Genomic DNA, 21,716 nt, shown 5'->3' on the forward strand with positions numbered 1-21,716 from the left:
GGGCCACTGTGGTTCCCGACCGGGAACCGACGATCAGCGGGCGAAGAGCAACGCGCGCTTGACTTCCTGAATCGCCTTGGTCACCTGGATGCCGCGGGGGCATGCGTCGGTGCAGTTGAAGGTGGTGCGGCAACGCCACACACCCTCGACGTCGTTGAGGATGTCCAGACGTTCGGTTGCACCCTCGTCACGGCTGTCGAAGATGAACCGGTGTGCATTGACGATCGCGGCGGGGCCGAAGTAGCTACCGTCGCTCCAGAACACGGGGCACGAGGTGGTGCAGCACGCGCACAGGATGCACTTGGTGGTGTCGTCGAACCGGGCGCGGTCCGCGGCGGACTGGATCCGCTCACGGGTCGGCTCGTTACCGGTCGTCATCAGGAACGGCTTCACGGCGCGGAACGCGTCGAAGAAGGGCTCCATGTCGACGATGAGGTCCTTCTCCACCGGCAGGCCCTTGATGGGCTCGATGGTGATGTTCAGCGTCTTCGACGAGTCCTTTGGGAGCATGTCGCGCATCAGCACCTTGCAGGCGAGACGGTTGACACCGTTGATACGCATCGCGTCGCTACCGCAGACACCGTGTGCGCACGAGCGACGGAACGTCAGTGTGCCGTCGAGGTAGCCCTTGACGTACAGCAACAGGTTGAGCAGACGGTCGGTCTCCAGTGTGGGGACCTGGAAGGTGTCCCAACGCTGGCCCTCACCGCTCTCGGGGTTGAAGCGCGCGATCTTGAGGTTCACCATCACCGCGCCTTCGGGCACGGGTGGCAGATCGGACTCGGACTTCTTGTCCAGGGTAGGTGCGCTCATATCAGTACTTCCGCTCCATCGGCTCGTAGCGGGTTTGGATTACCGGCTTGTAATCCAGGCGAATCTCGGTGAGCAGACCTTCGCCCTCTTTGTAGGCCATGGTGTGCTTCATGTACTCGGCGTCGTTGCGCTCGGGGTAGTCCTCGCGGGCGTGACCGCCACGCGATTCCTTGCGATTCAGTGCTCCGACAACCGTGACCTCGGCCATCTCGAGCAGGAAGCCGAGTTCGATGGCTTCGAGCAGGTCGCTGTTGTAGCGCTTGCCCTTGTCCTCGACGGTGATCTTGTTGTACCGCTCCTTGAGGGCACGGACATCCTTGAGTGCCGTCTCCAGGCGCTCCTCGGTGCGGAACACCGATGCGTTGTTGTCCATGGACTGCTGCATCTCGGTACGGATGTCGGCTGCGCGCTCGTGACCGTGGTCCGACAGGATCAGCTCGAGCCAGTCCTGCACCATCTTGGCCGGCTCCTCGGGGAGCGGGGTGAAGTCGACCGAGTTGGCGTACTCGGCCGCGGCGATGCCGGCACGACGTCCGAAAACGTTGATGTCGAGCAGCGAGTTGGTGCCGAGTCGGTTGGCTCCGTGTACGGAGACGCAAGCGCATTCACCGGCGGCGTACAGACCGGGAACGATGTCGGTGTTGTTGCGGAGAACCTCACCGTGAATCTTGGTCGGGATGCCGCCCATGACGTAGTGACACGTCGGGTAGACCGGCACCGGCTCCTTGACGGGGTCGACGCCGAGGTAGGTGCGCGAGAACTCCATGATGTCGGGGAGCTTCTCGTCGAGAACTTCCTCGGGGATGTGCGTGACGTCGATGTAGACGTAGTCCTTGTTGGGACCACCGCCGCGACCTTCGAGCACCTCGAGCACCATCGAGCGCGCGACGATGTCGCGGGGCGCGAGGTCCTTGATGGTCGGTGCGTAGCGCTCCATGAAGCGCTCACCCGACTCGTTGCGCAGGATGCCGCCCTCGCCTCGGACGGCCTCGGAGATGAGAATGCCCAGGCCCGCGAGACCTGTCGGGTGGAACTGGTGGAACTCCATGTCCTCCAAGGGAAGACCCTTGCGGAACACGATGCTCATGCCGTCACCGGTGAGGGTGTGGGCGTTGGACGTGGTCTTGTAGATCCGGCCCGAACCGCCCGTGGCGAAGATGATCGACTTCGCGTGGAAGATGTGCAGCTCACCGGTGGAGAGCTCGTAGGCGATGATGCCCGTTGCGACGGGGCCGTCGTCGGTTTCGGTCAGGCACAGATCCAGCGCATAGAACTCGTTGTAGAACTCGACGTCGTGCTTGACGCAGTTCTGGTAGAGCGTCTGCAGAATCATGTGGCCGGTGCGGTCGGCTGCGTAGCACGCACGACGAACCGGTGCCTTGCCATGGTCGCGGGTGTGGCCGCCGAAACGACGCTGATCGATCTTGCCCTCGGGCGTCCGGTTGAACGGAAGACCCATCTTCTCGAGGTCGAGAACGGCGTCGATTGCTTCCTTCGCCATGATCTCCACGGCGTCCTGGTCGGCGAGGTAGTCGCCACCCTTGACGGTGTCGAACGTGTGCCATTCCCAGTTGTCTTCCTCCACGTTCGCCAGAGCGGCGCACATGCCGCCCTGGGCTGCACCGGTGTGCGAACGAGTGGGGTAGAGCTTGGTCAGTACGGCGGTGCGAGCGCGGGGTCCGGCTTCGATCGCAGCACGCATACCGGCACCGCCTGCGCCGACGATCAGTACGTCGTAACGATGTTCCTGCATGTAAGCGTCAGTGTCCTTAGCTCGCCGAGATGTTGGGATCGAACGTGAAGATGACGTAGGTGCCGACGCCCATGATCAGGATCATCGACAGCACCAGCAACGTGGTCAGCCAGAATCGCGTCGAATCCTTGCGGGAGTAGTCCGCGATGATCGTGCGCAGGCCGTTGCCGCCGTGGAGCTGAGCGAGCCACAGCATCGTCAGGTCCCAGAACTGCCAGAACGGGCTGGCCCAGCGACCGGCCACGAAGGCGAAGTTGATGCGGTGTACACCGTCGTCGAGCATCAGCATGATGAACATGTGTCCCAGCACCAGCACGACGAGTGCCAGACCCGAGAACCGCATGAACAGCCACGCGTAGAGCTCGAAGTTGCCCTTGCTCTGCCGACGGGGTGAACGGGGGTTGGCCAAGCTGGCCGGACGGTCGTAGTTCGTGCCGAGGACCTTCGCCTCGGGACCCTGCGTCGACATCAGTGACCACCCGCCGTGAACATGTTGTAGAAGATTCGTCCCGCGCCGGGGATCATGACCACGAGCCAGACGACTGCGATGACCCACAGCATCGGCTTCTGGTACTGCGGTCCTTTGGACCAGAAATCGACCAGCATGACCCGAATGCCGTTCAGTGCGTGATACAGCACCGCGGCAACGAGGCCGAGTTCCATCAGGCCGACGAGCGGGGTCTTGTAGGTCTCGATGATGGCGTCGTACGTTTCGGGGTTGACCCGAACCATCGCCGTGTCGAGGACGTGGACGAACAAGAAGAAGAACGTCAACACGCCAGTGATGCGGTGCAGAACCCAGGACCACATGCCCGGGTCCCCGCGGTACAGAGACCGCTTGCGCTCCTTGACCGGAGCGACTTCCGTCGTGCTACTCATCGAGTGCAATGCCTCCAACGTCGTTGGTGGACGCTTCGAGCCCGGTGGCCGGTCTTGTCCTGGCTCGATTTGTCGCGATTCGGCCCTAGTGCTGGTTGTACTAGCCGCTTACTCGAAACTGTAAACCCATTCGAAACACGGAACTAATTCGACTCGAGGTTCGTACGGTGCCGAAATTCGGTGTTAGGTTTGCCTTCCCAATTCCCAATCGAAGTTCGGGGCAGATCTCTGCATCAATTCAGACGGCGTGATTGGATGGGTAACCATGGACGAAATCGACTGGAATACGTTGCGCGACAATGCTCATGAGGCAATGCGACATGCCTACGCCCCGTACTCGAACTTTCCGGTCGGTGCGGCCGCTCTGGTGGACGACAACCGAATAGTCACCGGGTGCAATGTGGAAAATGTCTCATACGGTTTGGGGCTCTGCGCCGAATGCGGGTTGGTCTCGAACCTGCACTCGAGCGGCGGCGGCAGACTCGTGGCCTTCTCCTGCTGCGATTCTCGGCGTGAGATCCTGATGCCGTGCGGGCGATGCCGGCAGTTGCTGTACGAATTCGGCGGCCCGGATCTGCTCGTCGACACCACCTCGGGACCGCGTCGACTGGCAGAGTTGCTTCCGGATGCATTCGGACCCGACAACCTCGACGAAGGACGCGTGAACAACCATGCCTGACGCCGTATCGATCATCAGCTCGAAGCGCGACGGCCGCGTTCTCGACGACGAACAGATCGAGTGGGTGATCGCGGAGTTCACTCGCGGAACCGTCGCGCCGGAACAGATGTCGGCACTGGCGATGGCAATTCTGTTGCGCGGATTGTCCCGTCGGGAACTGAGTACGTGGACCGGCGCGATGATCGCCTCGGGCACGCGCATGGATTTCTCGGCACTGCCGCTGCCCACCGTCGACAAACACTCGACCGGCGGTGTCGGAGACAAGATCACGCTGCCGTTGGCTCCCCTCGTCGCTGCGTGCGGGGCAGCGGTGCCACAGTTGTCCGGTCGAGGGCTGGGGCACACCGGCGGAACGCTCGACAAGCTCGAGTCGATACCCGGGTGGCGAGCGGATCTCACCGGTGAGGAGATGCACCGCATCCTTGCGGATCCGACGGTAGGAGCGGTCGTGTGTGCGGCCGGTGCCGATCTGGCTCCTGCCGACAAGAAGCTCTATGCCCTGCGTGACGTGACCGGAACCGTCGAGTCGATTCCGCTGATCGCCAGCTCGATCATGAGCAAGAAGATCGCCGAGGGCACCGGCGCACTCGTGTTGGACGTGAAGGTCGGTGCCGGCGCGTTCATGAAGAACGTCGACGATGCGCGCGAACTCGCGACCGCGATGGTCGAGCTCGGAACCGATGCGGGTGTGCGCACTCTGGCGGTGCTGACGGCCATGGACACCCCGCTCGGGCTCACTGCAGGTAATGCACTCGAGGTGCAGGAGTCGGTCGAGGTGCTCGCCGGAGGCGGCCCCGCCGACATCGTGGAGCTGACGATCACGCTGGCACGCACCATGCTTGCCGCGGCCGGGATCGAGGGCATCGATCCGGCCGACAAACTGGCCGACGGGTCCGCGATGGACCGGTGGCGGACGATGATTGCCGCGCAGGGCGGCGATCCCGATGCCGCGTTGCCCGCCGCCCGGGAGAGCCAGGAATTCATCGCAACCGAGGGCGGCGTCGTCACCGGGTTGGACGCGATGGGCGTCGGACTCGCTGCGTGGCGGCTCGGGGCAGGCCGCGAGCGTCAGGGTGAGCCGGTGCAGAGCGCGGCCGGTGTGCGGTTGCACGCCAAGCCGGGGGATCGGGTGCGGGCGGGGGATCGGCTCGCAACCCTGTACACCGACACTCCCGAACGTTTCGAGTACGCGCAGCAAGCACTCGTCGGGAGCTGGGAAATCGGTGCCACGGCTGTCGAGTCGAGCCCTCTCGTCATCGACCGCATCGGTCGGTAACGAGCTCGGCCAGTAGCAGTCTCGGTCAGATCAGGTTCCCCGCCTCGGTCAAGACGCTGCGCAGAATCTGTTCCATCTCGTCGAACTCCTTCTGACCACAGATGAGTGGCGGAGCCAGCTGCACTACCGGATCGCCGCGATCGTCGGCGCGGCAGTACAGCCCTGCGTCGAACAGAGCGGTCGACAGGAACCCGCGGAGGATGCGTTCTGCTTCGGCATCGCTGAACGTTTCCTTCGTGGCTTTGTCCTTTACCAGTTCGATGCCGTAGAAGAACCCTTCGCCGCGCACGTCCCCGACGATCGGCAGATCGTGCAGTTTCTCGAGCGTCGCGCGAAACGCCGGTGCTTTGTCTGAGACATGCGCGTTGATCCCCTCGCGCTCGAAGATGTCGAGATTGGCCATGGCGACCGCAGCGGAGACAGGGTGGCCGCCGAAGGTGTAGCCGTGGGCAAAGCTGGACGTGCCGTCGTCGAACGGCTCGAACAGTCTGTCGGAGGCGATCATTGCGCCGATCGGGGAGTAGCCCGAGGTCAATCCCTTGGCGCAGGTGATGATGTCGGGAACGTAGCCGAAGTCGTTGCAGGCGAACATCGAGCCGATCCGTCCGAACGCACAGATCACCTCGTCCGAGACCAGGAGGACGTCGTAGCGGTCGCAGATCTCGCGGACCCGCTCGAAGTATCCGGGCGGGGGCGGGAAGCAACCCCCGGCATTCTGGACCGGCTCGAGGAACACCGCGGCCACCGAATCGGGGCCCTCGAATTCGATGGCCTCGGCGATGCGATCCGCAGCCCATATGCCGAACGCCTTCGGGTCGGTATCCAGGGGAGCGGGAGCGCGGTAGATGTTGGTGTTCGGGACTCGGAACGCGCCCGGCGTCAACGGCTCGAAAGGCTCTTTGAGCGCGGGGATTCCGGTGATCGCGAGCGCACCCTGTGGCGTGCCGTGATAGGCGATGGCCCGCGAGATCACCTTGTGCTTGCCGGGCTTGCCGACCTTCTTGAAGTACTGCTTGGCCAGCTTCCATGCGCTCTCGACGGCCTCGCCGCCACCGGTGGTGAAGAAGACCCGGTTCAGGTCGCCGGGGGCGTAGCCGGCGAGGCGCTCGGCAAGTTCGATGGCCGGCTCGGTGACGTACGACCACAGCGGGAAGAAGGCCAATTCCTTTGCCTGCTTGGCTGCCGCCTCGGCCAATTCCTCGCGGCCGTGCCCCACCTGAACCACGAACAGGCCCGACAGTCCGTCGATGTAACTCTTGCCGTTCGAGTCCCAGATGGTCGAACCTTCACCGCGGGTGATGATCGGAGGTGTGACCCCGGCACCGTGGCGGGTGAAGTGGCCCCACAGGTGCTTGGCTGCGGAGGCGTCGAGCTCGGCTGTCGTTCGTGTCATCGTGTTCCCCAATTGTATTGCTGCTTGACGAGTTTGAGATAGACCAGGGTTTCGGTACTGGTGACTCCGTCCAGACTGCGGATTTGCTTGTTGAGAATCTGCAGAAGCTGTTCGTCGTCCTCGCAGACCACTTCCACGACGACGTCGAACGACCCTGCGGTCAGGACGACGTAGTCGATCGCGTCGATCGCCGACAGTTCCTCGGACAGCGCATAACTGTCTCCGGTGCACTTGATGCCGATCATGGCCTGCCGCTTGAATCCGACCTGTACCGGATCGGTCACCGCGACGATCTGCATGACGCCGGAATCAGTCAGACGTTGAACACGTTGGCGGACAGCGGCTTCCGAGAGACTGACAGCTTTGCCGATCGCGGCGTACGAGCGTCGCCCGTCCTCCTGGAGTTGTTCGATGATCGCCTTGGAGACGTCGTCGAGTGCGATGGGTGGCTGCTCGGGCATGCGTCGATCTTGTCATTGTCGAGGTGGTGAACACAACCCTTCGACGATGAAATGCGTATCAATTGTCGATTCGGACGACAGAATCAGTTGTCGCAAGGTCCGAAACGGAGAGAATCAGTAGCTTCGACGGTACTGTGCAGGTATGGCGAACATTCCTGGTTGTTGGATCGACGGACGCGCGGTAGACGGTAGTGGTCAGCGATATGCCGTCGACGATCCCGCGACCGGAGCAGTGGTGGCCGAAGTCGGCTTGGCGACGGCTGACGACGTCGATTCGGCACTCGCACATGCTCGGTCGGCGTTTTCGGAATGGTCCGGCGCAACGCCCGCTGAGCGCAGCGCGGTCCTGACGGAGTTGGCTCGGCTGGTTGCCGCCGATGCCGAGAACTTCGCGGCCGAGGAAGTGGCGCAGACCGGCAAGACGGTGCGGTTGGCAACGGAGTTCGACGTGCCGGGCAGCATCGACAACATCGAATTCTTCGCCGGAGCGGCACGGAACCTCGACGGCAAGGCCACTGCGGAGTACTCGGGCGAGCACACCTCGTCGATTCGCCGCGACGCCGTCGGAGTCGTCGGGTCGATCACCCCGTGGAACTATCCGCTGCAGATGGCGGTGTGGAAGGCAATTCCGGCTCTCGCGGCCGGGTGCGCCATCGTGCTCAAGCCCAGCGAACTCACTCCGCTGACCACACTGCGTCTGGCGCGCTTGGCCACCGAGGCGGGAGTTCCCGACGGCGTGTTCAACGTCGTCACCGGAACCGGAGAAGATGCCGGGGTCGCGTTGTCCTCGCACGAGGGCCTCGATCTGATGACCTTCACCGGTTCGACCCCCGTCGGCAGGCGAGTCATGGCGCAGGCCGCCGTTCACGGCACTCGGGTGCAGCTCGAACTGGGCGGCAAGGCACCGCTGGTGGTGTTCGACGACGCGGATCTCGATGCCGCCATTCACGGTGCCGTCGCCGGATCCCTGATCAACGGCGGCCAGGACTGCACGGCGGCCACCCGCGCCATCGTCGCAGAATCCCTCTACGACGACTTCGTTGCTGGAGTCGCCGAGTTGATGGGACGCGTCGTGATGGGAGACCCGACCGATCCGGCGACCGACATGGGTTCGTTGATCTCGATCGCTCATCGCGATCGTGTTGCGGCCATGGTGAATCGGGCTCGCGACACCGGAGCCAGGATCGTCACCGGTGGCCGCGTTCCTGAGGGCAGGGGTGCGTTCTACCCACCGACATTGGTCGCCGATGTCGGCGAGCAGGACGAGATCTATCGCGACGAGGTGTTCGGCCCGGTGCTCACGGTGTCCAAGCATCACGGTGACGACGATGCGATCCGGCGCGCCAACGACACTGCGTTCGGACTCGCGGCCTCCGCGTGGACCCGAGACGTATACCGCGCAGGACGAGCGACGCGCGAGATCGCGGCCGGCTGTGTGTGGATCAACGATCACATTCCGATCATCAGCGAGATGCCACACGGAGGATTCGGAGCCTCGGGGTTCGGGAAGGACATGTCGAGCTATTCGCTGGACGAGTACCTCACCGTCAAACACGTCATGACCGACATCACCGGTGTGGCTCGAAAGGCTTGGCATCGAACGGTGTTCGCGTCGGCCGATCCCGAAGCACAGGAGGACGCCCGATGAGCGCATCATGGGCAACCGAACCCACCGACCGCGGCGTGGCGATGGTGGCGGGCGCGGCACCGGAGTCCTATTGGCTCGACCGTCCCGAACGGCCCGCTCCGCGCAGTCGGCACACCGGCTCTGCAACAGCAGATCTGGTGATTGTCGGCGGCGGATTCACCGGCCTGTGGGCGGCGGTACATGCGGCAGAGGAGAACCCGAACCGATCGATCGTGCTGCTCGAAGGCGACCGCATTGCCGAGGGTGCAACCGGTCGCAACGGCGGCTTCTGCGCGGCCAGCCTGACGCACGGACTGAGCAACGGGCTCGACCGGTATGCCGACGAATTACCCGAGTTGCTGCGGATGGGCACGGAGACGCTCGACGCGATCTGCGCGACTGCTCAGAAGTACGGAATCGACGCAGACATCGAACGCACCGGCGAGCTCGACATCGCCAATTTCGACTGGCAGGTGGACGACCTGCGCGAGCTCGGTGACGAGGGTGCACGCCTGTCGCAGCCGATGGAATACCTCGACGCCGCTGCAGTGCAGTCCAGGATCACCTCACCGATGGCGCGCGGTGCGCTGTTCGACCCCGATGTCGCAATGATCGACCCTGCCAAACTGGCCTGGGGCCTGGCCGACGCGGCCGAGTCGCTCGGCGTACACATTCACGAGAACACCAAGGCACTGTCGATCGACAAGTCCGGCAACGGTATTCGGGTGAAGACGGGCTACGGAACCATCGAGGCGGGCAAGGTTCTGTTGGCCACCTCGGCATCGAAGTCGTTGCGACGAAAGCTCCGTCACTGGATCGTGCCCGTGTGGGACTACGTCATCATGACCGAGCCGCTGAGTCCGTCTCAGCTCGCCGACATCGGCTGGTCCGGCCGCGAAGGATTGGCCGACTCCGGCAACCGATTCCACTACTTCCGGTTGACCGCGGACGATCGCATCCTGTTCGGCGGCTGGGACGCCCACTACTTCTACGGCAACGACACCGATCCGAGGCACACTCAGCATCCCGAAGAGTTCGCCTTGCTCGCCGAGCACCTGCTGCAGATGTTCCCGAGCCTCGAGGGAATCCGCGCCACCCATGCGTGGGGTGGATCGATCGACACGTGCTCACGGTTCAGTGCGTTCTGGGATCTCGGCATGAACGGACGGGTGGCGACGGTGGCCGGGTTCACCGGACTCGGCGTCGGCGCGTCGCACTTCGGAGCCCGCACCGCGCTCGATCTACTCGACGGAAAGGACACCGAACGAACGCGACTGAAGATGGTGCGCAGCATGCCGCTGCCGTTTCCGCCCGAGCCCATCAGATCCATCGGCATCAATATCACCCGCGCAGAATTCGCCCGAGCCGACCGCAACGGCGGAAAGCGCGGCCTCTGGCTCAAGGGAATGGACGCGCTGGGTCTGGGCTTCGACAGCTGAGTGAGCGGCTGCGCCGCACGTGCACGGAAACTCGACCTCTGCTACGAAGTTTCGCTCACATGCGGCGAAGCCGCTTTACTCGTGCGGAACGACGACCACCGGCACCGGGGCGGCCCGCAGAATTTTGGCCGCACTCGATCCCAGGAAAACCCTCTTGGGACTTGCCAATCCACTCGATCCGAGAAACAGCACATCGCCCGGCTTCCAGTCGAGGTTGCCCATGGCTTCGTCCAACGAAGACCCGTCGGCGACGATCGACTGCAAGCCGTCGATATCGGGGAGAGTGCGGGCCGCGTGCTCGAGATTCTCCTGCGCGGCGGCGACCTGTCGTCGACGCGTGTCCAGTGAGGTCTCGTCGCTCGGTGCTCCGGTCGATTCGAGAGACACCAGCGACACCAACCGGACCGGCACGTGCGCCGCGCTGGCCAGAGTGATCGCGAACGGCAACGGATTCGGGGCCGATGCCCGGGTGGGGACAGCGACGGTGAGGTCGGTGATCGGAGCGTCGGAGAGCCGGTAGCCCCGAGGTGCGAGTGCCAGTGGCACTTCGGAGGCGTGCAGAAGCTGACCGGCAACCGACCCGATCGAATGCCGATTCAACAGACCGTCGCCTGCGCCGCCGACGACGATCATGTCGGCATCGTTCTGTACGGCGAAGTCGATGAGGGCCCGGGCGAAAGACTCGTGCGAGAGCACGTGGGTGGTGACCGCGATGCCCGACGGGACCTGGGCAGCGGCGTCGTCCACCCAACCCTTCGCTTTGGCCTCCAGCACTTTTCGGTACGGGCCGCTGCCTTCCATGACCGGTTCGTCCACGGCCATGACCAGCACGATGTCGATGGAGGCGTCGAGGGCACGAGCGAGGGCGATGGCCAGGGCTACGCCGTCGTCGCCGCTGGGAGTGGCGAGGTAGCCGACGGTGATCTTCATGAGTTTCGGTCCTTCTCTTCTAGTAAGTGTCCGGAACCTTGACTTCGGTGGACGCGGTGAGTGTCTTGCCCTGGAAGAAGTCCTTGTTGCCCACGAAGCACAGCAGCATCAGCGGGATCCCGAGTACCAGCATGCCGACGCCGAGGACGAACACTCCGCCGATCGGACCGTAAACGGTGTAACCGTAGTCGGGTTTGATCATGTCGATTGCGCTCTGCACGAACGCCCACGTCATCGACAATCCGCCGAGAAACGGAAAGATGCCGCGCATGAACAGGTTTCGCACGGACGTCAGCAGCGTCCGGCGGAAGTACCAGGTGCACGCATACGCGGTGATTCCGTAGTAGAACGCGACCGCGAGCCCGAGGGAGGCTACCGAATCCTGCAATGCGTTGGCGCTGACGAAGGTGAGCACCAGGTAGAACAGCAGGGCAGCGGCCCCCATCACGAGCGTGCCGAAGCCGGGGGTCATGTACTTGGGGTGCACGCTGGCGAACCGCTTGGGAATGGCCTCGTACACAGCCATCGACAGGGTTCCTCGGGCCGTGGGCAGAATGGTCGTCTGAGTCGAGGACAGCGCCGAGATCGAGACGGTCAGCAACAACAAGGACGCCACGATCGAGCCGGCGACGGGATCTCCGAGAATGGTGAGCACGTCGTCGACGTTGTCCGGGTTGTTCAGGCCGATGCCGGTATCGCCGAAGCCGGCGAACGACTGCACGGCATATCCGACGAGAACGTATGTGGCGACGAGGATCAGCGTGGTGATCACCGCGGCGCGTCCCGGCGTCTTCTCCGAATCCTTCGTTTCCTCGCCCACAGCCAGGCAGGCGTCCCATCCCCAGTAGATGAAGATGCACAGGATGATGGCCTGGGCCGCGTCGGACATCGTCACCCCGGTGGGAACCAACCAACTCCACTGGGGCGTGATGGCCTGAGGTCCGGCGGTGCCGGTCCCCACCTTGACCAGTGCCGTCACCGACACTCCGATGAGCACACCGAACTGCACGACCAGCAGCACGTTCTGCATGCGTTCGCTGATCAGGATGCCGCGAAAACTGACGTAGGTCATCGAGACGATGAAGAACGAACCGAGTGCGACCTTGGCCGCAGTCGACTCCGCCAAGTCCGACAGGCCGAGGAACTCGAACAGATAGATGGCAGCGATCTCGGCCACGTTGGCGAGCACGATGATCGCCGAGACTGCCAGCCCCCATCCCGCCATCCAGCCGACCCACGGGCCGAACGCCTTGGTGCCCCAGGTGAACGACGTTCCGCAGTCCGGGGTGTCGCGTCCCAATTCTCGGTAGGCGAAGGCCGTGAGCAGCATCGGGACGAAAGCGATGAGAAACATCGACGGTGCTTTGTCGCCGACGGCCAGAACGACGTAGCCGAGGGTGGCGGCCAGGCTGTAGGCCGGCGCCACCGCCGACAGTCCGATGACGATGTTGCCGACCAACCCGAGGGCGCCGGTGTTGAGTCCCTTACCCGGAATGGTGTTCGGCGGTTCCGCAATCGACATAGGTCTCTCCGAGGCTCGAGTCGACCGAGGACGTCGGAAGGAGACCCGACAGAATCGGTCGCGTGTGTTGGATGAACACTACGATTTCCGTCGCCGATTCGCTGTGTATCGACGGAATTGTTTTCATCGGAGTAACAATGCAACGAAATAGGTCGTAGAAGTAGCAGGGTTCGCCGGAATCCGCGGACTCGCCGATGGGTTCCGGCGGACGCGCGCACGCACGGGCTGCGCGCTACCGTCGACACATGAGCACCACGGAGAACACACAGTCTTCGATCGGTGGCAGTGCGCCACTCGATCTCGCGTCGATCAGGACAGCTCCGAAGGCGTTGCTGCACGATCACCTCGATGGCGGACTTCGACCGCAGACAGTGCTGGAACTGGCCGACGAGTGTGGTTACGACGGGCTTCCCGCCACCGACGGCGCTGCATTGGGCGAATGGTTCCGCGAGTCCGCCGACAGTGGCTCGCTCGTGCGCTACCTCGAAACGTTCGCGCACACGGTGGCCGTGATGCAGACTCCCGAGGGACTGTTTCGAGTAGCGCGCGAATGCGCCGAGGATCTCGCCGACGACGGCGTCGTGTATGCCGAGGTGCGCTTCGCCCCGGAGCAGCATCTCGAACGCGGACTGACCCTCGACGAGGTCGTCACCCATACCCTCGCGGGTTTCGAGGCGGGGATCTCCGCAGCCAAGGTACGAGGCAAGAACATCACGATCGGCACCCTGCTCACCGCGATGCGACATGCGGCTCGCTCGCGGGAGATCGCGGAGTTGACGGTTCGATTCCGCGATCGCGGTGTCGTCGGCTTCGACATCGCCGGTGCCGAAGCGGGCTTTCCTCCCAGCCGACACCTCGATGCCTTCGAGTACATGCGAGCAAGCAACGCACACTTCACCATTCACGCGGGCGAAGCGTTCGGTCTGCCGTCGATTCAGGAAGCAGTCGCGTTCTGCGGGACCGACAGGCTCGGTCACGGAGTTCGGATCACCGACGACATCACCCACGAAGCCGACGGCTCGCCCACGCTCGGTTTGCTGGCCGCATACGTGCGTGACACCCGGATGCCGCTCGAGCTCTGCCCGAGTTCCAACGTGCAGACCGGCGCGGTCGAGTCCTTGGCGACACACCCGTTCGATGTGCTTGCACGCCTACGCTTTCGGGTCACCGTCAACACCGACAACCGGTTGATGAGCGACACCTCGATGAGTCGCGAGATGGTCAAGCTCGTCGAGACCTTCGGCTACGGCTGGAGTGATCTCGAGCGGTTCACCATCAACGCGATGAAGTCCGCGTTTCTACCGTTCGACGAGCGGCTGGCGCTGATCGACGACGTCATCAAGCCCGGTTATGCGGTCCTGATCGGCTGACCCTCCGCGCGAGGGCCGGTCGCTACTTCTTGCGGAGCCGGCCCTCGAACTCGCGCTCGAGCGCGCGCCATGCTTCGGCCTCGACGGCGAACGGCGCGCTCGGAGCGAGTCGATCGGGACTCGGTTCGAGGGTGTACGAGACGTACCAGCCCAGCGGCGTCGACGTGGCGAGCGCCTCCTCGACGGATGTGTCACCGGCGAAATCGGCTGCATCGGTGAACAACTCGACGGCCAGATCCAGCTGATCGGCATCGACCGCAGTCGGGCCCTCGGCGAGATCGTCGGCCAGGCCGGGGAGCACGTACACGTTGTCGTCGGTGATTGTGATGTCGAGCGAGCCGTCGATGGCGGCGGTCTGAATGTCCGAGTACGTGCTGACCTGAGCGAGATCGTGGTCGTGATCATCGGCCAGGTACCGGGCGAGCGAGCGCTCGGAGCCGAACACGCTGATCGCACCGCCGCGGCCGAGGAACACCGGTTTGTCGCCGAGGTAGCAACGCAGGGTGTACAGCGTGTCGTCCGAGGTGATGATGCGAATCGGATCGATGCCGACAGTTGTCCAGAACGTTTCCTCGGCGGCCGCCGCGGCGATCGGATCACGATCGACATCGTCGTCTTCGGAATCGTCGTCTTCGTCTTCCTCGTCGGAATCGGAGTCGATGTCGTCCGTGGCGTCATCGGCGTCGACGGCATTCTCGGCCGCAGCTGTGATCTCTGCTTCCGCTACGGCAACGGCAGCGGAATCGACGTCGGGCGAGGTGACGATGGAGTCGACTGCGTCCAGTACGTCGTCCCAGTGTTTGGCAACCGCCGCTCCGATGCGATCCCACAGTTCGGCTCCCTCGCGACCGAGGAAGTTCTCGACGCCTCCGCCGACTGCCCCCACGAACGGATTGGTTCCGAAAAAGCTTGTGACGGGGCGTAATTCGCATACATCACCGATGGAGGCGACGATGTCGAAGGTTGCCTGCAGTTCGGCGAGGACGTCGGCTTCGGGGTCCGAGGCCACCAGCTCCGGTACCGCTACCAGATCGAAGCGATGCAGATCGTCGGGCTCTAGCTCGTACGCCGCCAGGGCGGAGACCACCGGCCACGACGGATGGTCGGTGAGATCGTTGTCGTCGTCGGATCGGACGAACGCCGCGAGCTCTGCGACGGTCGAGAATCCGTACAGATCTTCCTCGTGTCCGAGGAATGCCTCCCACTCGTCGTCGCCTTCTCGCCACTCCGGTGCCCACAGTGTCGAGAAGTCACCGGCGGTGAGACCGAGTTCGATCGGGATGATGTCTCCAGCCATGGCGCGAAGCCTATCTCAGGAGTCTGTGAACGACGCTTGCAGACTTTGCAGGATGCCTTCGCGGTGGTCGAGTGCCCCAGCGGCGGCCTCGGCAGCCACGGAAGTGATCGTCGACGCGAGTACGCGAGCGGTCACCGATCCGAGGTTCTCGGCGAGTTCGAGTTCGACCATGGCACCGGATCCATCGGCGACGACGGTCACCAGGTTGTCCGGCGAGGTGACTCGAAACCTGATGCGGTCCAGTCGCTCGTGAGTCTCGCGCAGGGTGTCCAGTCGGTGCTGGGCTCCGCCGACCAGAGCGTCGACTTCGGTGGTGTGCGTGTGGGTCATGCCTGCCTCAACCAACTCGCGGGGGCGACATCCTCGGCCGAGTCCTCGTTCGCAGCGGCAGCCACTCGGGCGTTCGTGGGTAGTCCGAGGCGATCGAGAACGTCGGCAGGAACGCCGTCCCCGGCCAGCAGGGTACGGCGCTGGGCGCGGGCCGCGGTGCTCGCCCGCTCGCACTGCTGCAAAATCGTCGCTGCCAATGCGCCTCCGCCGTAACGCAGTTCGCGCTCGTCGATGGCAACTGCGATCGGTAGCCCGTGTTCGGTGGAGCGCACTGCCACCGATCCCGATCTGGTGCCCGATACCGCACTGAGGACGGTGGTGTCCGAGTCCGTCACTGGCTGGCCCTTCATTCGGTCGGACGGTAGAAGCCCTTGAAGCCCATACCGCTGTTGGTCGTTCGGATCGGTCCGACCTGCACCGGATCTCCGGCTTCGACCAGCTGGCCATTTCCGATGACCATGGCCACGTGGCCGTCCCAGACCGCGAGGTCGCCGGGCATCACCTCACCCGGTGCCACGGCCGAGCCGATGCCTTGTTCCTGCGCCAAACGGGGGATCTCGACCCCCTGTTGCGAGTACGCCCACTGCGTCAATCCGCTGCAGTCGAGCCCGCTGCCCGGAGTGGTACCGCCCCATGCGTAGGGCACGCCCTGTTGCGTCAATGCACTACGAACGGCACCCGCGGCCTCGGGGTTCGGTGCGGTGACGATACTGCCGTCGGGCAACCGCACTTCGACACCGCGACCGGCGCTGTCGGTCGACCGGGAAGAATCGGCAGCCGGATCACCCAGCAAGTTCAGTGCGCCAGCGCCGCCACCACCCGGCACGTCGGCTCCGGTAGCAGGGGAGGACAACGACTGCGCGAACGTCTTCGCCAATTTCTCACCGGCCTCGATCACCTGCGACGTGGCAGGTGAGGTCATGAGGTTCGAGGAAGATCCGGGGGCGGGTACCGGTCCTCCGCCCACGGGGGCGGGCACGCTCGGCGGAGCGGCGAGTGCCCCGACTTTCGCAGTGTGCGCAGCCAATTCGGTGCGAACACGGGCAACCACCACCAGAGCCCGCTCGAGGTGCTCGATGGCTGCCGAGATCAGCATGGTCTGCCCTACCGGTGTAGCGACGATCGGTCCGGCCGAGAGTGCGATGCCCACGAACGACTGCACGATGTCCTGCAGTTCGAGGAAACCCTGGTTGGTATCGCGGCAGGCCTGATCGACGACGGCAGCGATCTCGTCGGCGTGGTCCGCGAGGGCGACCGCGGACGAGTGTGCGTTCTCGGCGTATCGAATTGCGGCGTCGGCGGCGGCACCGTTCCAGTTCGCGGCGAGCTCGGTGATGGCGATCCTGCCGACTCCCTGCGCCGCCTCGATCGCTGCCGAAGACACACGAAGCACATCGGCCGGACCCCCGGTGGGAACCGTTCCGTTGCCGAAGGCGCCGAGCAGATCGACGATCGGACGGGCCAACAGATCGATCATGGCCGCTACCGCGCGTCCGGCGCGATACCGGCCGCCGAGCCCGCGACGGCTGCGCCGGTGCCGGCATCGGTGAGGGCGTACGACACGGCCGATGCCGTGGCCGCGGAACCGATGCTCGCCACCGCTCCGGCCAAGCGCACCACCGCGTTGGTGTGCGCAAGATGGGTACCGGTGACGGCACCGAGGAATTCCTGCCCGATCAGGCCGAACACCGGTGCGAGCACGGCTGGACCGCACGCAGCAGCGGCAGCACCCGCCGCGGCGATCTGTTGGGCCATGGTCGACGCCACCGCACTGTATGCGAGGACCCCCTCGGTGTCGACGACGAGTTCGGCCATCAGTGCCCCCTGAGAAAGCAATCGATTCGTAGGCCGCCGAGTGCGACGCCCAACTGGTTCGACGCGGATGCCTGCCATTCGGTTCCCCTGACTTGCCGTTCGCGTCCGACCACCGAAGTCCTATCCTGGACGGCATGGAAACACACGTGGTCGACCACCCACTGGCCGCAGCTCTGCTCACCACGATGCGGGACGAGCGCAGCGACAATGCCACGTTCCGGACGGCTCTTCGTCAACTCACCCACATGCTGGTTTACGAGGCCACCCGAGACGCCGCCATCGACACCTTCGAAGTGCGCACCCCCGTCGCCGTGACCGAGGGCACCAGGCTGGCACGCCCGCCGTTGCTCGTACCGGTTCTGCGTGCAGGTCTGGGCATGGTGGAGAAGGCCAGCAGTCTGATTCCGCAGTCCCGCGTCGGATTCGTGGGGATGGCCCGGGACGAACAGACGCATCGGCCCGTCCCGTACATGGAGTCCTTGCCCGACGACTTGTCGCAGACGCCGGTGTACGTGCTGGACCCCATGCTGGCCACCGGCGGTTCCATGGTGCACACGATCGAACTGCTCGTCGGTCGCGGTGCGGCGGAGGTGACGGCCATCTGCGTCGTGGCCGCTCCCGAAGGTGTTGCCGCGCTGGAAGCGTCGGGCCTGCCGGTGCGATTGGTGGCAGCGAGCATCGACGACGGCCTGAACGAGAATGCGTTCATCGTTCCCGGCCTCGGTGACGCAGGCGATCGTCAGTTCGGTCCGCGCTGACCTCCGCTACCGCCGCCCGCTTGGTCCTCGGGGTCTCCTGGCCCTCGGAGGCGGCACCTGCACCCCGCCCGAGATTACGGGTGCTCGATGTCGACACCGAACAGATCGAGTTCCACGAATTGGTCGGCCGCAGGCTCGGTTTCCGTGCGCTGGGTGCCTCGACCGATCGGTACTGCACCGGGCGCATGGCATTTCGGGCCGACGGCCCGCCGCGCTACGTGCCGTGCCCCGGCCGGGAGCGGGCCGTCGCGTCGGGCCAGTGCGCGACGTGCGCCGACAAGGACAGTTTTCGATTCGTGCACACCGTGCATCGCAGCGGCTTCGTCTCGCGTGATCTGGAAAAGCATGTCATGCAACCGCATTGGCTCTATCTTGCTGCTTTTGCGAACGGCACCTTCAAGATCGGGACGGCAGCGGACACACGTAAGTGGGGCCGGCTCGCCGAGCAGGGGGCCATCAGTGCGCGGTACGTCGCCCACGCCGACGACGGGAAAGCCGTTCGGGTGGCCGAGGATCTCGTGACCGAGTCGATGGGGCTGCGGCAGGCAGTGCGATCCGCGGCGAAAGCGGCCTCGCTGTGTCTACCGATCGACGTGGACAGGCTCGACGCCGCCACCGCTGCCCGGGCTGAGCAGGTCCGCGAGATGCTGAGCGAGGCGGGCGTCTCCGGGTGCACCCCGATCGACGAACGATGGACTCCGCCCGCCGGACGCGAAGCGTTGAGCGAGAACGTCAGTCGCGTCACCTACCCCGCGGATGTCGCGACCGGAGCTCATGGACTCGAAATCAGGACATGCGTCGGGCAGGCGGTGATCGCCACCGTCGATGACGAGACCTACGTCGTGGACCTGGCCGCACTCAAAGGCAGGCGGATAGAACTCGGTGCCTTCACCTCGGATCTGCCCGCGGTGCAGTCGGCGTTGTTCTGAGATTCGGGATTACCAGGGCTGGAGGTGCTGGGCGTAGTCGGTCAGTTCGGCCAGTACCTCGCCCGCTGCCGCACGGGCGCGCGCCAGTTCGTCACGGCTCTCGACCTGCTCGATCACTTCGAGGTACGCCTTGAGCTTGGGTTCGGTACCGGACGGCCGCACGATCACCCGTAGCCCCGGTCCGCTGATTTCGACTGCGTCGGTGCGCAACTCGTCGTCGCGGTCGGCGTAATCCACAACGGTGACGGCCCGGCCGGCCAATTCCGTCGGCGGTTCGGTGCGTAGCCGGTCCATCATGTTCCCGATCTCGGCGAGGTCCTGCACCCGCCGCGAGACCTGTGCACCCAGGTGCACGCCGAACTCGACCGCAAGGTCGTCGAGCACATCGAGCAGGGTGCGCCGGTCCTGTTTCAGGCCGGCGGCCAGATCTGCGAGCACCACCGCCGCCGAGATACCGTCCTTGTCGCGCACCACGTTCGGGTCGACGCAGTGCCCGATTGCCTCCTCGTAGGCGTACACGAGACCCTCGCCCGCGCGGACCAGCCACTTGAAACCGGTCAGGGTGCGGGCATAGCGAGCACCGCGCGCCGGAGCGAGCGCCGAGAGCAGTTGCGACGAGACGATCGTGTTGGCCACCAGCGAGTCGGCGGGCGCATCGGCGAGGAGATGGTTCGCGAGCAGTGCTCCGGTCTCGTCCCCGGTCAGCATGCGCCACCCGCTGTCCGTGGGCACCCCGACCGCACAGCGATCGGCATCGGGGTCGAGGGCTATCGCGATATCGGCGTCGATCGCGGCCGCGAGAGCGAGCACCGCATCGGCAGCGCCCGGCTCCTCGGGGTTGGGGAACGTGACGGTGGGGAACGCAGGGTCGGGCTCGAATTGTTCCTCGACCACCTGAACGTCGCGGAACCCTGCTCCACGCAGCGCAGCGGTGGCCAGTTCGCCGCCGACGCCGTGCAGTGCCGTGAGGGCGATGCGGATATCGCGGCGCGTCGAACGAGGTAGTGCAACAACCGAATCGAGGTAACGCGCAGCGATGTCGGTACCGCTGGGTTCGACGATCGAACGGGGAACGTCGACCGCGTCGCCGGTGGCGGCGATCAGCGTCTCTATCTCCGCGTCACTCGGCGGGATCAGTTGCGAGCCGCCGAGGAGGTACACCTTGTAGCCGTTGTCCGCCGCGGGGTTGTGTGACGCCGTGATCTGCACGCCGAGCTCGGCGTCGAGGGCACGTACCGCGAAGGCGACGACGGGAGTCGGGAGCGGTCGAGGCAGCAAGACCACCGAAAATCCCTGGGCGGACAGGGTTTCCGCGGCCGCGAAGGCGAACTGTTCGGAGCCGGTTCTGGCGTCGCGACCGACGACGACGGTCGACCCGCCGAGGCCCTTCTCGATCGACCAGGCTGCGATTCCGGCGGTGGTCTTCACCACTACCGCCTCGTTCATCCCGTTGGGTCCCGCGCGTACCGGTCCTCTCAAGCCCGCCGTGCCGAACGTCAGTGGGCCACTGAACCGATCGGTGAGTTCGGCATCGGACAGGCTGAGCAGTTCGTCACGGGTAGTGGGGTCCGGATCGCCGGCGATCCAGCGCTGCACGCGTTCGGAAAGCTCCTCGGTCACAGCCGAGTGACCAATTCGTGCAGCAAGGCACCCATCCGGGCAGCGGAATCCTTACCGGCAGCGAGTACTTCGGTGTGGTTCAGGTGCTCGCCGGTCATTCCGGCCGCAAGGTTGGTGACCAGCGAGATGCCGAGGACTCGAGCGCCCTTCGCCCGTGCGGCGATCGTCTCGTGCACCGTCGACATACCCACGAGGTCTGCTCCGAGAGTGCGCAGCATCCGGATCTCGGCAGGCGTCTCGTAGTGGGGGCCGGGTAGACCTGCGTAGACGCCGTCTTCGAGCGACGGATCGATCCGGGCCGCAAGAGCGCGAAGTTCGGGGGAGTACGCGTCGACCAGATCGACGAACTCGGCACCGACGAGAGGTGAACGTGCGGTGAGGTTGAGGTGGTCGGAAATCAGGACGGGCTGCCCGACGCTCATGCCATCGCGAATTCCGCCTGCGGCATTGGTCAGCACGACGGTCGTCGCGCCTGCGGCGATCGCGGTGCGCACGGGGTGCACGACGCGTCGCAGGTCGTGACCTTCGTAGGCGTGGGTGCGGCCCTGCAGCAGCAGGGTGTGGGTACCGCCGACGTCCACCGAGGTGATGGTGCCCGAGTGACCCGACGCCGACGGCGGCGCGAAGCCGGGCAGGTCGGCCATGCGCACGGTCGCGGTGGGGGATCCGAAGACATCGGCTGCTGCCTGCCAGCCGGACCCGAGGACGATAGCCACGGAATGGGTGTCGACTCCGGTCGCCGCGGCGAGAGCGTCGGCGGCGGTGCGCGCGGCCCCCTCGGGGTCGGTCACGGGGTCGGTCTCATGTGCGTCGGTGGTTGCCACG

22 protein-coding genes are annotated in these 21,716 nt (G+C 64.8%); 7 read left to right on the forward strand and 15 right to left on the reverse strand.

The genetic code is table 11. From position 1 onward, the window contains the following. Positions 1-33: 33 nt before the first annotated feature. Genes ACQR3T_RS03845 through sdhC form a run of 4 tightly spaced genes read right to left on the reverse strand, consistent with a single transcriptional unit; the run spans position 34 to position 3,376 of the window. Positions 34-813 carry a succinate dehydrogenase iron-sulfur subunit gene (locus ACQR3T_RS03845; protein ID WP_032376832.1) on the reverse strand — a complete coding sequence of 260 codons (780 nt, stop codon included), beginning with the start codon at positions 811-813 and terminating at the stop codon, positions 34-36. A 1-nt stretch (position 814) separates the two neighbouring features. Continuing rightward, positions 815-2,566, reverse strand: coding sequence for a succinate dehydrogenase flavoprotein subunit (sdhA, locus tag ACQR3T_RS03850; protein ID WP_032376833.1), 1,752 nt, complete (start codon positions 2,564-2,566; stop codon positions 815-817). Positions 2,567-2,582: 16 nt separating this feature from the next. After that, positions 2,583-3,035, reverse strand: coding sequence for a succinate dehydrogenase hydrophobic membrane anchor subunit (locus ACQR3T_RS03855; protein WP_027496419.1), 453 nt, complete (start codon positions 3,033-3,035; stop codon positions 2,583-2,585). Next, on the reverse strand, positions 3,035-3,376 hold the full coding sequence (gene sdhC / locus ACQR3T_RS03860; RefSeq protein WP_032378103.1) for a succinate dehydrogenase, cytochrome b556 subunit: 342 nt from the start codon (positions 3,374-3,376) through the stop codon (positions 3,035-3,037). Before sdhC ends, ACQR3T_RS03855 begins: the two co-directional genes overlap by 1 nt. A 334-nt stretch (positions 3,377-3,710) precedes the next feature. Between sdhC and ACQR3T_RS03865 the strand changes: the two genes are divergently transcribed. Beyond that, positions 3,711-4,124 carry a cytidine deaminase gene (locus tag ACQR3T_RS03865; protein ID WP_037147985.1) on the forward strand — a complete coding sequence of 138 codons (414 nt, stop codon included), beginning with the start codon at positions 3,711-3,713 and terminating at the stop codon, positions 4,122-4,124. Continuing rightward, complete coding sequence (locus ACQR3T_RS03870; RefSeq protein WP_428692578.1) at positions 4,117-5,400, forward strand: thymidine phosphorylase; 1,284 nt, start codon at positions 4,117-4,119, stop codon at positions 5,398-5,400. The genes ACQR3T_RS03865 and ACQR3T_RS03870 overlap by 8 nt, the downstream gene beginning before the upstream one ends. A 25-nt stretch (positions 5,401-5,425) precedes the next feature. Here ACQR3T_RS03870 and ACQR3T_RS03875 read toward each other — a convergent pair whose 3' ends face one another. Together ACQR3T_RS03875 and ACQR3T_RS03880 are read right to left on the reverse strand one after the other, a co-directional pair. Continuing rightward, positions 5,426-6,793, reverse strand: coding sequence for an aspartate aminotransferase family protein (locus tag ACQR3T_RS03875; RefSeq protein ID WP_428692579.1), 1,368 nt, complete (start codon positions 6,791-6,793; stop codon positions 5,426-5,428). Continuing rightward, positions 6,790-7,254 (reverse strand): Lrp/AsnC family transcriptional regulator, encoded by a 465-nt coding sequence (locus ACQR3T_RS03880; protein ID WP_428692580.1) that lies wholly within the window; start codon positions 7,252-7,254, stop codon positions 6,790-6,792. The genes ACQR3T_RS03875 and ACQR3T_RS03880 overlap by 4 nt, the downstream gene beginning before the upstream one ends. 142 nt (positions 7,255-7,396) lie before the next feature. Here ACQR3T_RS03880 and ACQR3T_RS03885 point away from each other — a divergent pair, with 142 nt between their 5' ends. Together ACQR3T_RS03885 and ACQR3T_RS03890 are read left to right on the forward strand one after the other, a co-directional pair. Continuing rightward, positions 7,397-8,902, forward strand: a complete 1,506-nt coding sequence (locus tag ACQR3T_RS03885; RefSeq protein ID WP_428692581.1) for a gamma-aminobutyraldehyde dehydrogenase — start codon at positions 7,397-7,399, stop codon at positions 8,900-8,902. Then, positions 8,899-10,320 carry an NAD(P)/FAD-dependent oxidoreductase gene (locus tag ACQR3T_RS03890; RefSeq protein ID WP_428692582.1) on the forward strand — a complete coding sequence of 474 codons (1,422 nt, stop codon included), beginning with the start codon at positions 8,899-8,901 and terminating at the stop codon, positions 10,318-10,320. Before ACQR3T_RS03885 ends, ACQR3T_RS03890 begins: the two co-directional genes overlap by 4 nt. A 75-nt stretch (positions 10,321-10,395) precedes the next feature. On the opposite strand, the gene ACQR3T_RS03895 is transcribed toward ACQR3T_RS03890, so the two are convergent. Beyond that, positions 10,396-11,250, reverse strand: a complete 855-nt coding sequence (locus ACQR3T_RS03895; RefSeq protein WP_032376839.1) for a universal stress protein — start codon at positions 11,248-11,250, stop codon at positions 10,396-10,398. Between the two features lie 19 nt (positions 11,251-11,269). After that, complete coding sequence (locus tag ACQR3T_RS03900; RefSeq protein ID WP_428692583.1) at positions 11,270-12,772, reverse strand: APC family permease; 1,503 nt, start codon at positions 12,770-12,772, stop codon at positions 11,270-11,272. A gap of 245 nt (positions 12,773-13,017) precedes the next feature. On the opposite strand from ACQR3T_RS03900, the gene ACQR3T_RS03905 reads away from it, so the two are divergent. Beyond that, complete coding sequence (locus ACQR3T_RS03905) at positions 13,018-14,142, forward strand: adenosine deaminase (RefSeq protein WP_428692584.1); 1,125 nt, start codon at positions 13,018-13,020, stop codon at positions 14,140-14,142. A gap of 22 nt (positions 14,143-14,164) precedes the next feature. Here the strand turns inward: ACQR3T_RS03905 and ACQR3T_RS03910 are convergent, their stop codons facing one another. Genes ACQR3T_RS03910 through ACQR3T_RS03930 form a run of 5 tightly spaced genes read right to left on the reverse strand, consistent with a single transcriptional unit; the run spans position 14,165 to position 17,584 of the window. After that, positions 14,165-15,439, reverse strand: coding sequence for a hypothetical protein (locus tag ACQR3T_RS03910; protein ID WP_032376841.1), 1,275 nt, complete (start codon positions 15,437-15,439; stop codon positions 14,165-14,167). Positions 15,440-15,454: 15 nt separating this feature from the next. Next, on the reverse strand, positions 15,455-15,769 hold the full coding sequence (locus tag ACQR3T_RS03915) for a YbaB/EbfC family nucleoid-associated protein (protein WP_052070163.1): 315 nt from the start codon (positions 15,767-15,769) through the stop codon (positions 15,455-15,457). Next, positions 15,766-16,119, reverse strand: coding sequence for a hypothetical protein (locus ACQR3T_RS03920; RefSeq protein ID WP_428692585.1), 354 nt, complete (start codon positions 16,117-16,119; stop codon positions 15,766-15,768). Before ACQR3T_RS03920 ends, ACQR3T_RS03915 begins: the two co-directional genes overlap by 4 nt. Then, complete coding sequence (locus ACQR3T_RS03925; RefSeq protein ID WP_428692586.1) at positions 16,116-17,246, reverse strand: C40 family peptidase; 1,131 nt, start codon at positions 17,244-17,246, stop codon at positions 16,116-16,118. The genes ACQR3T_RS03920 and ACQR3T_RS03925 overlap by 4 nt, the downstream gene beginning before the upstream one ends. Positions 17,247-17,251: 5 nt before the next feature. Beyond that, positions 17,252-17,584: a type VII secretion target gene (locus ACQR3T_RS03930; RefSeq protein ID WP_428692587.1), complete on the reverse strand. Its 333-nt coding sequence runs from the start codon at positions 17,582-17,584 to the stop codon at positions 17,252-17,254. 134 nt (positions 17,585-17,718) lie between these two features. Here ACQR3T_RS03930 and upp point away from each other — a divergent pair, with 134 nt between their 5' ends. Together upp and ACQR3T_RS03940 are read left to right on the forward strand one after the other, a co-directional pair. Further along, a complete protein-coding gene (gene upp, locus ACQR3T_RS03935; protein ID WP_428692588.1) occupies positions 17,719-18,342 on the forward strand; it encodes a uracil phosphoribosyltransferase in 624 nt (207 codons plus the stop codon). Positions 18,343-18,422: 80 nt separating this feature from the next. Then, the gene (locus ACQR3T_RS03940) at positions 18,423-19,271 is read left to right on the forward strand and encodes a DUF2797 domain-containing protein (protein ID WP_428692589.1); all 849 of its coding nucleotides are present in this window, start codon (positions 18,423-18,425) and stop codon (positions 19,269-19,271) included. A gap of 9 nt (positions 19,272-19,280) precedes the next feature. On the opposite strand, the gene ACQR3T_RS03945 is transcribed toward ACQR3T_RS03940, so the two are convergent. Together ACQR3T_RS03945 and ACQR3T_RS03950 are read right to left on the reverse strand one after the other, a co-directional pair. Further along, positions 19,281-20,891 (reverse strand): phospho-sugar mutase, encoded by a 1,611-nt coding sequence (locus tag ACQR3T_RS03945; RefSeq protein WP_052070165.1) that lies wholly within the window; start codon positions 20,889-20,891, stop codon positions 19,281-19,283. Beyond that, positions 20,888-21,682, reverse strand: coding sequence for a purine-nucleoside phosphorylase (locus tag ACQR3T_RS03950; protein ID WP_032378108.1), 795 nt, complete (start codon positions 21,680-21,682; stop codon positions 20,888-20,890). The genes ACQR3T_RS03945 and ACQR3T_RS03950 overlap by 4 nt, the downstream gene beginning before the upstream one ends. Between the last annotated feature and the right edge of the window lie 34 nt (positions 21,683-21,716).

Source organism: Rhodococcus sp. IEGM1428, from assembly GCF_050321865.1.
GTDB lineage: Bacteria > Actinomycetota > Actinomycetes > Mycobacteriales > Mycobacteriaceae > Rhodococcoides.

Excerpts from the sequence above, each read along its gene's own strand:
- ACQR3T_RS03845 (WP_032376832.1), bottom strand. The coding sequence starts at position 813 with ATGAGCGCACCTACCCTGGACAAGAAGTCCGAGTCCGATCTGCCACCC.
- sdhA (WP_032376833.1), bottom strand. The coding sequence starts at position 2,566 with ATGCAGGAACATCGTTACGACGTACTGATCGTCGGCGCAGGCGGTGCC.
- ACQR3T_RS03855 (WP_027496419.1), bottom strand. The coding sequence starts at position 3,035 with ATGTCGACGCAGGGTCCCGAGGCGAAGGTCCTCGGCACGAACTACGAC.
- sdhC (WP_032378103.1), bottom strand. The coding sequence starts at position 3,376 with ATGTGGTCCTGGGTTCTGCACCGCATCACTGGCGTGTTGACGTTCTTC.
- ACQR3T_RS03865 (WP_037147985.1), top strand. The coding sequence starts at position 3,711 with ATGGACGAAATCGACTGGAATACGTTGCGCGACAATGCTCATGAGGCA.
- ACQR3T_RS03870 (WP_428692578.1), top strand. The coding sequence starts at position 4,117 with ATGCCTGACGCCGTATCGATCATCAGCTCGAAGCGCGACGGCCGCGTT.
- ACQR3T_RS03875 (WP_428692579.1), bottom strand. The coding sequence starts at position 6,793 with ATGACACGAACGACAGCCGAGCTCGACGCCTCCGCAGCCAAGCACCTG.
- ACQR3T_RS03880 (WP_428692580.1), bottom strand. The coding sequence starts at position 7,254 with ATGCCCGAGCAGCCACCCATCGCACTCGACGACGTCTCCAAGGCGATC.
- ACQR3T_RS03885 (WP_428692581.1), top strand. The coding sequence starts at position 7,397 with ATGGCGAACATTCCTGGTTGTTGGATCGACGGACGCGCGGTAGACGGT.
- ACQR3T_RS03890 (WP_428692582.1), top strand. The coding sequence starts at position 8,899 with ATGAGCGCATCATGGGCAACCGAACCCACCGACCGCGGCGTGGCGATG.
- ACQR3T_RS03895 (WP_032376839.1), bottom strand. The coding sequence starts at position 11,250 with ATGAAGATCACCGTCGGCTACCTCGCCACTCCCAGCGGCGACGACGGC.
- ACQR3T_RS03900 (WP_428692583.1), bottom strand. The coding sequence starts at position 12,772 with ATGTCGATTGCGGAACCGCCGAACACCATTCCGGGTAAGGGACTCAAC.
- ACQR3T_RS03905 (WP_428692584.1), top strand. The coding sequence starts at position 13,018 with ATGAGCACCACGGAGAACACACAGTCTTCGATCGGTGGCAGTGCGCCA.
- ACQR3T_RS03910 (WP_032376841.1), bottom strand. The coding sequence starts at position 15,439 with ATGGCTGGAGACATCATCCCGATCGAACTCGGTCTCACCGCCGGTGAC.
- ACQR3T_RS03915 (WP_052070163.1), bottom strand. The coding sequence starts at position 15,769 with ATGACCCACACGCACACCACCGAAGTCGACGCTCTGGTCGGCGGAGCC.
- ACQR3T_RS03920 (WP_428692585.1), bottom strand. The coding sequence starts at position 16,119 with ATGAAGGGCCAGCCAGTGACGGACTCGGACACCACCGTCCTCAGTGCG.
- ACQR3T_RS03925 (WP_428692586.1), bottom strand. The coding sequence starts at position 17,246 with ATGATCGATCTGTTGGCCCGTCCGATCGTCGATCTGCTCGGCGCCTTC.
- ACQR3T_RS03930 (WP_428692587.1), bottom strand. The coding sequence starts at position 17,584 with ATGGCCGAACTCGTCGTCGACACCGAGGGGGTCCTCGCATACAGTGCG.
- upp (WP_428692588.1), top strand. The coding sequence starts at position 17,719 with ATGGAAACACACGTGGTCGACCACCCACTGGCCGCAGCTCTGCTCACC.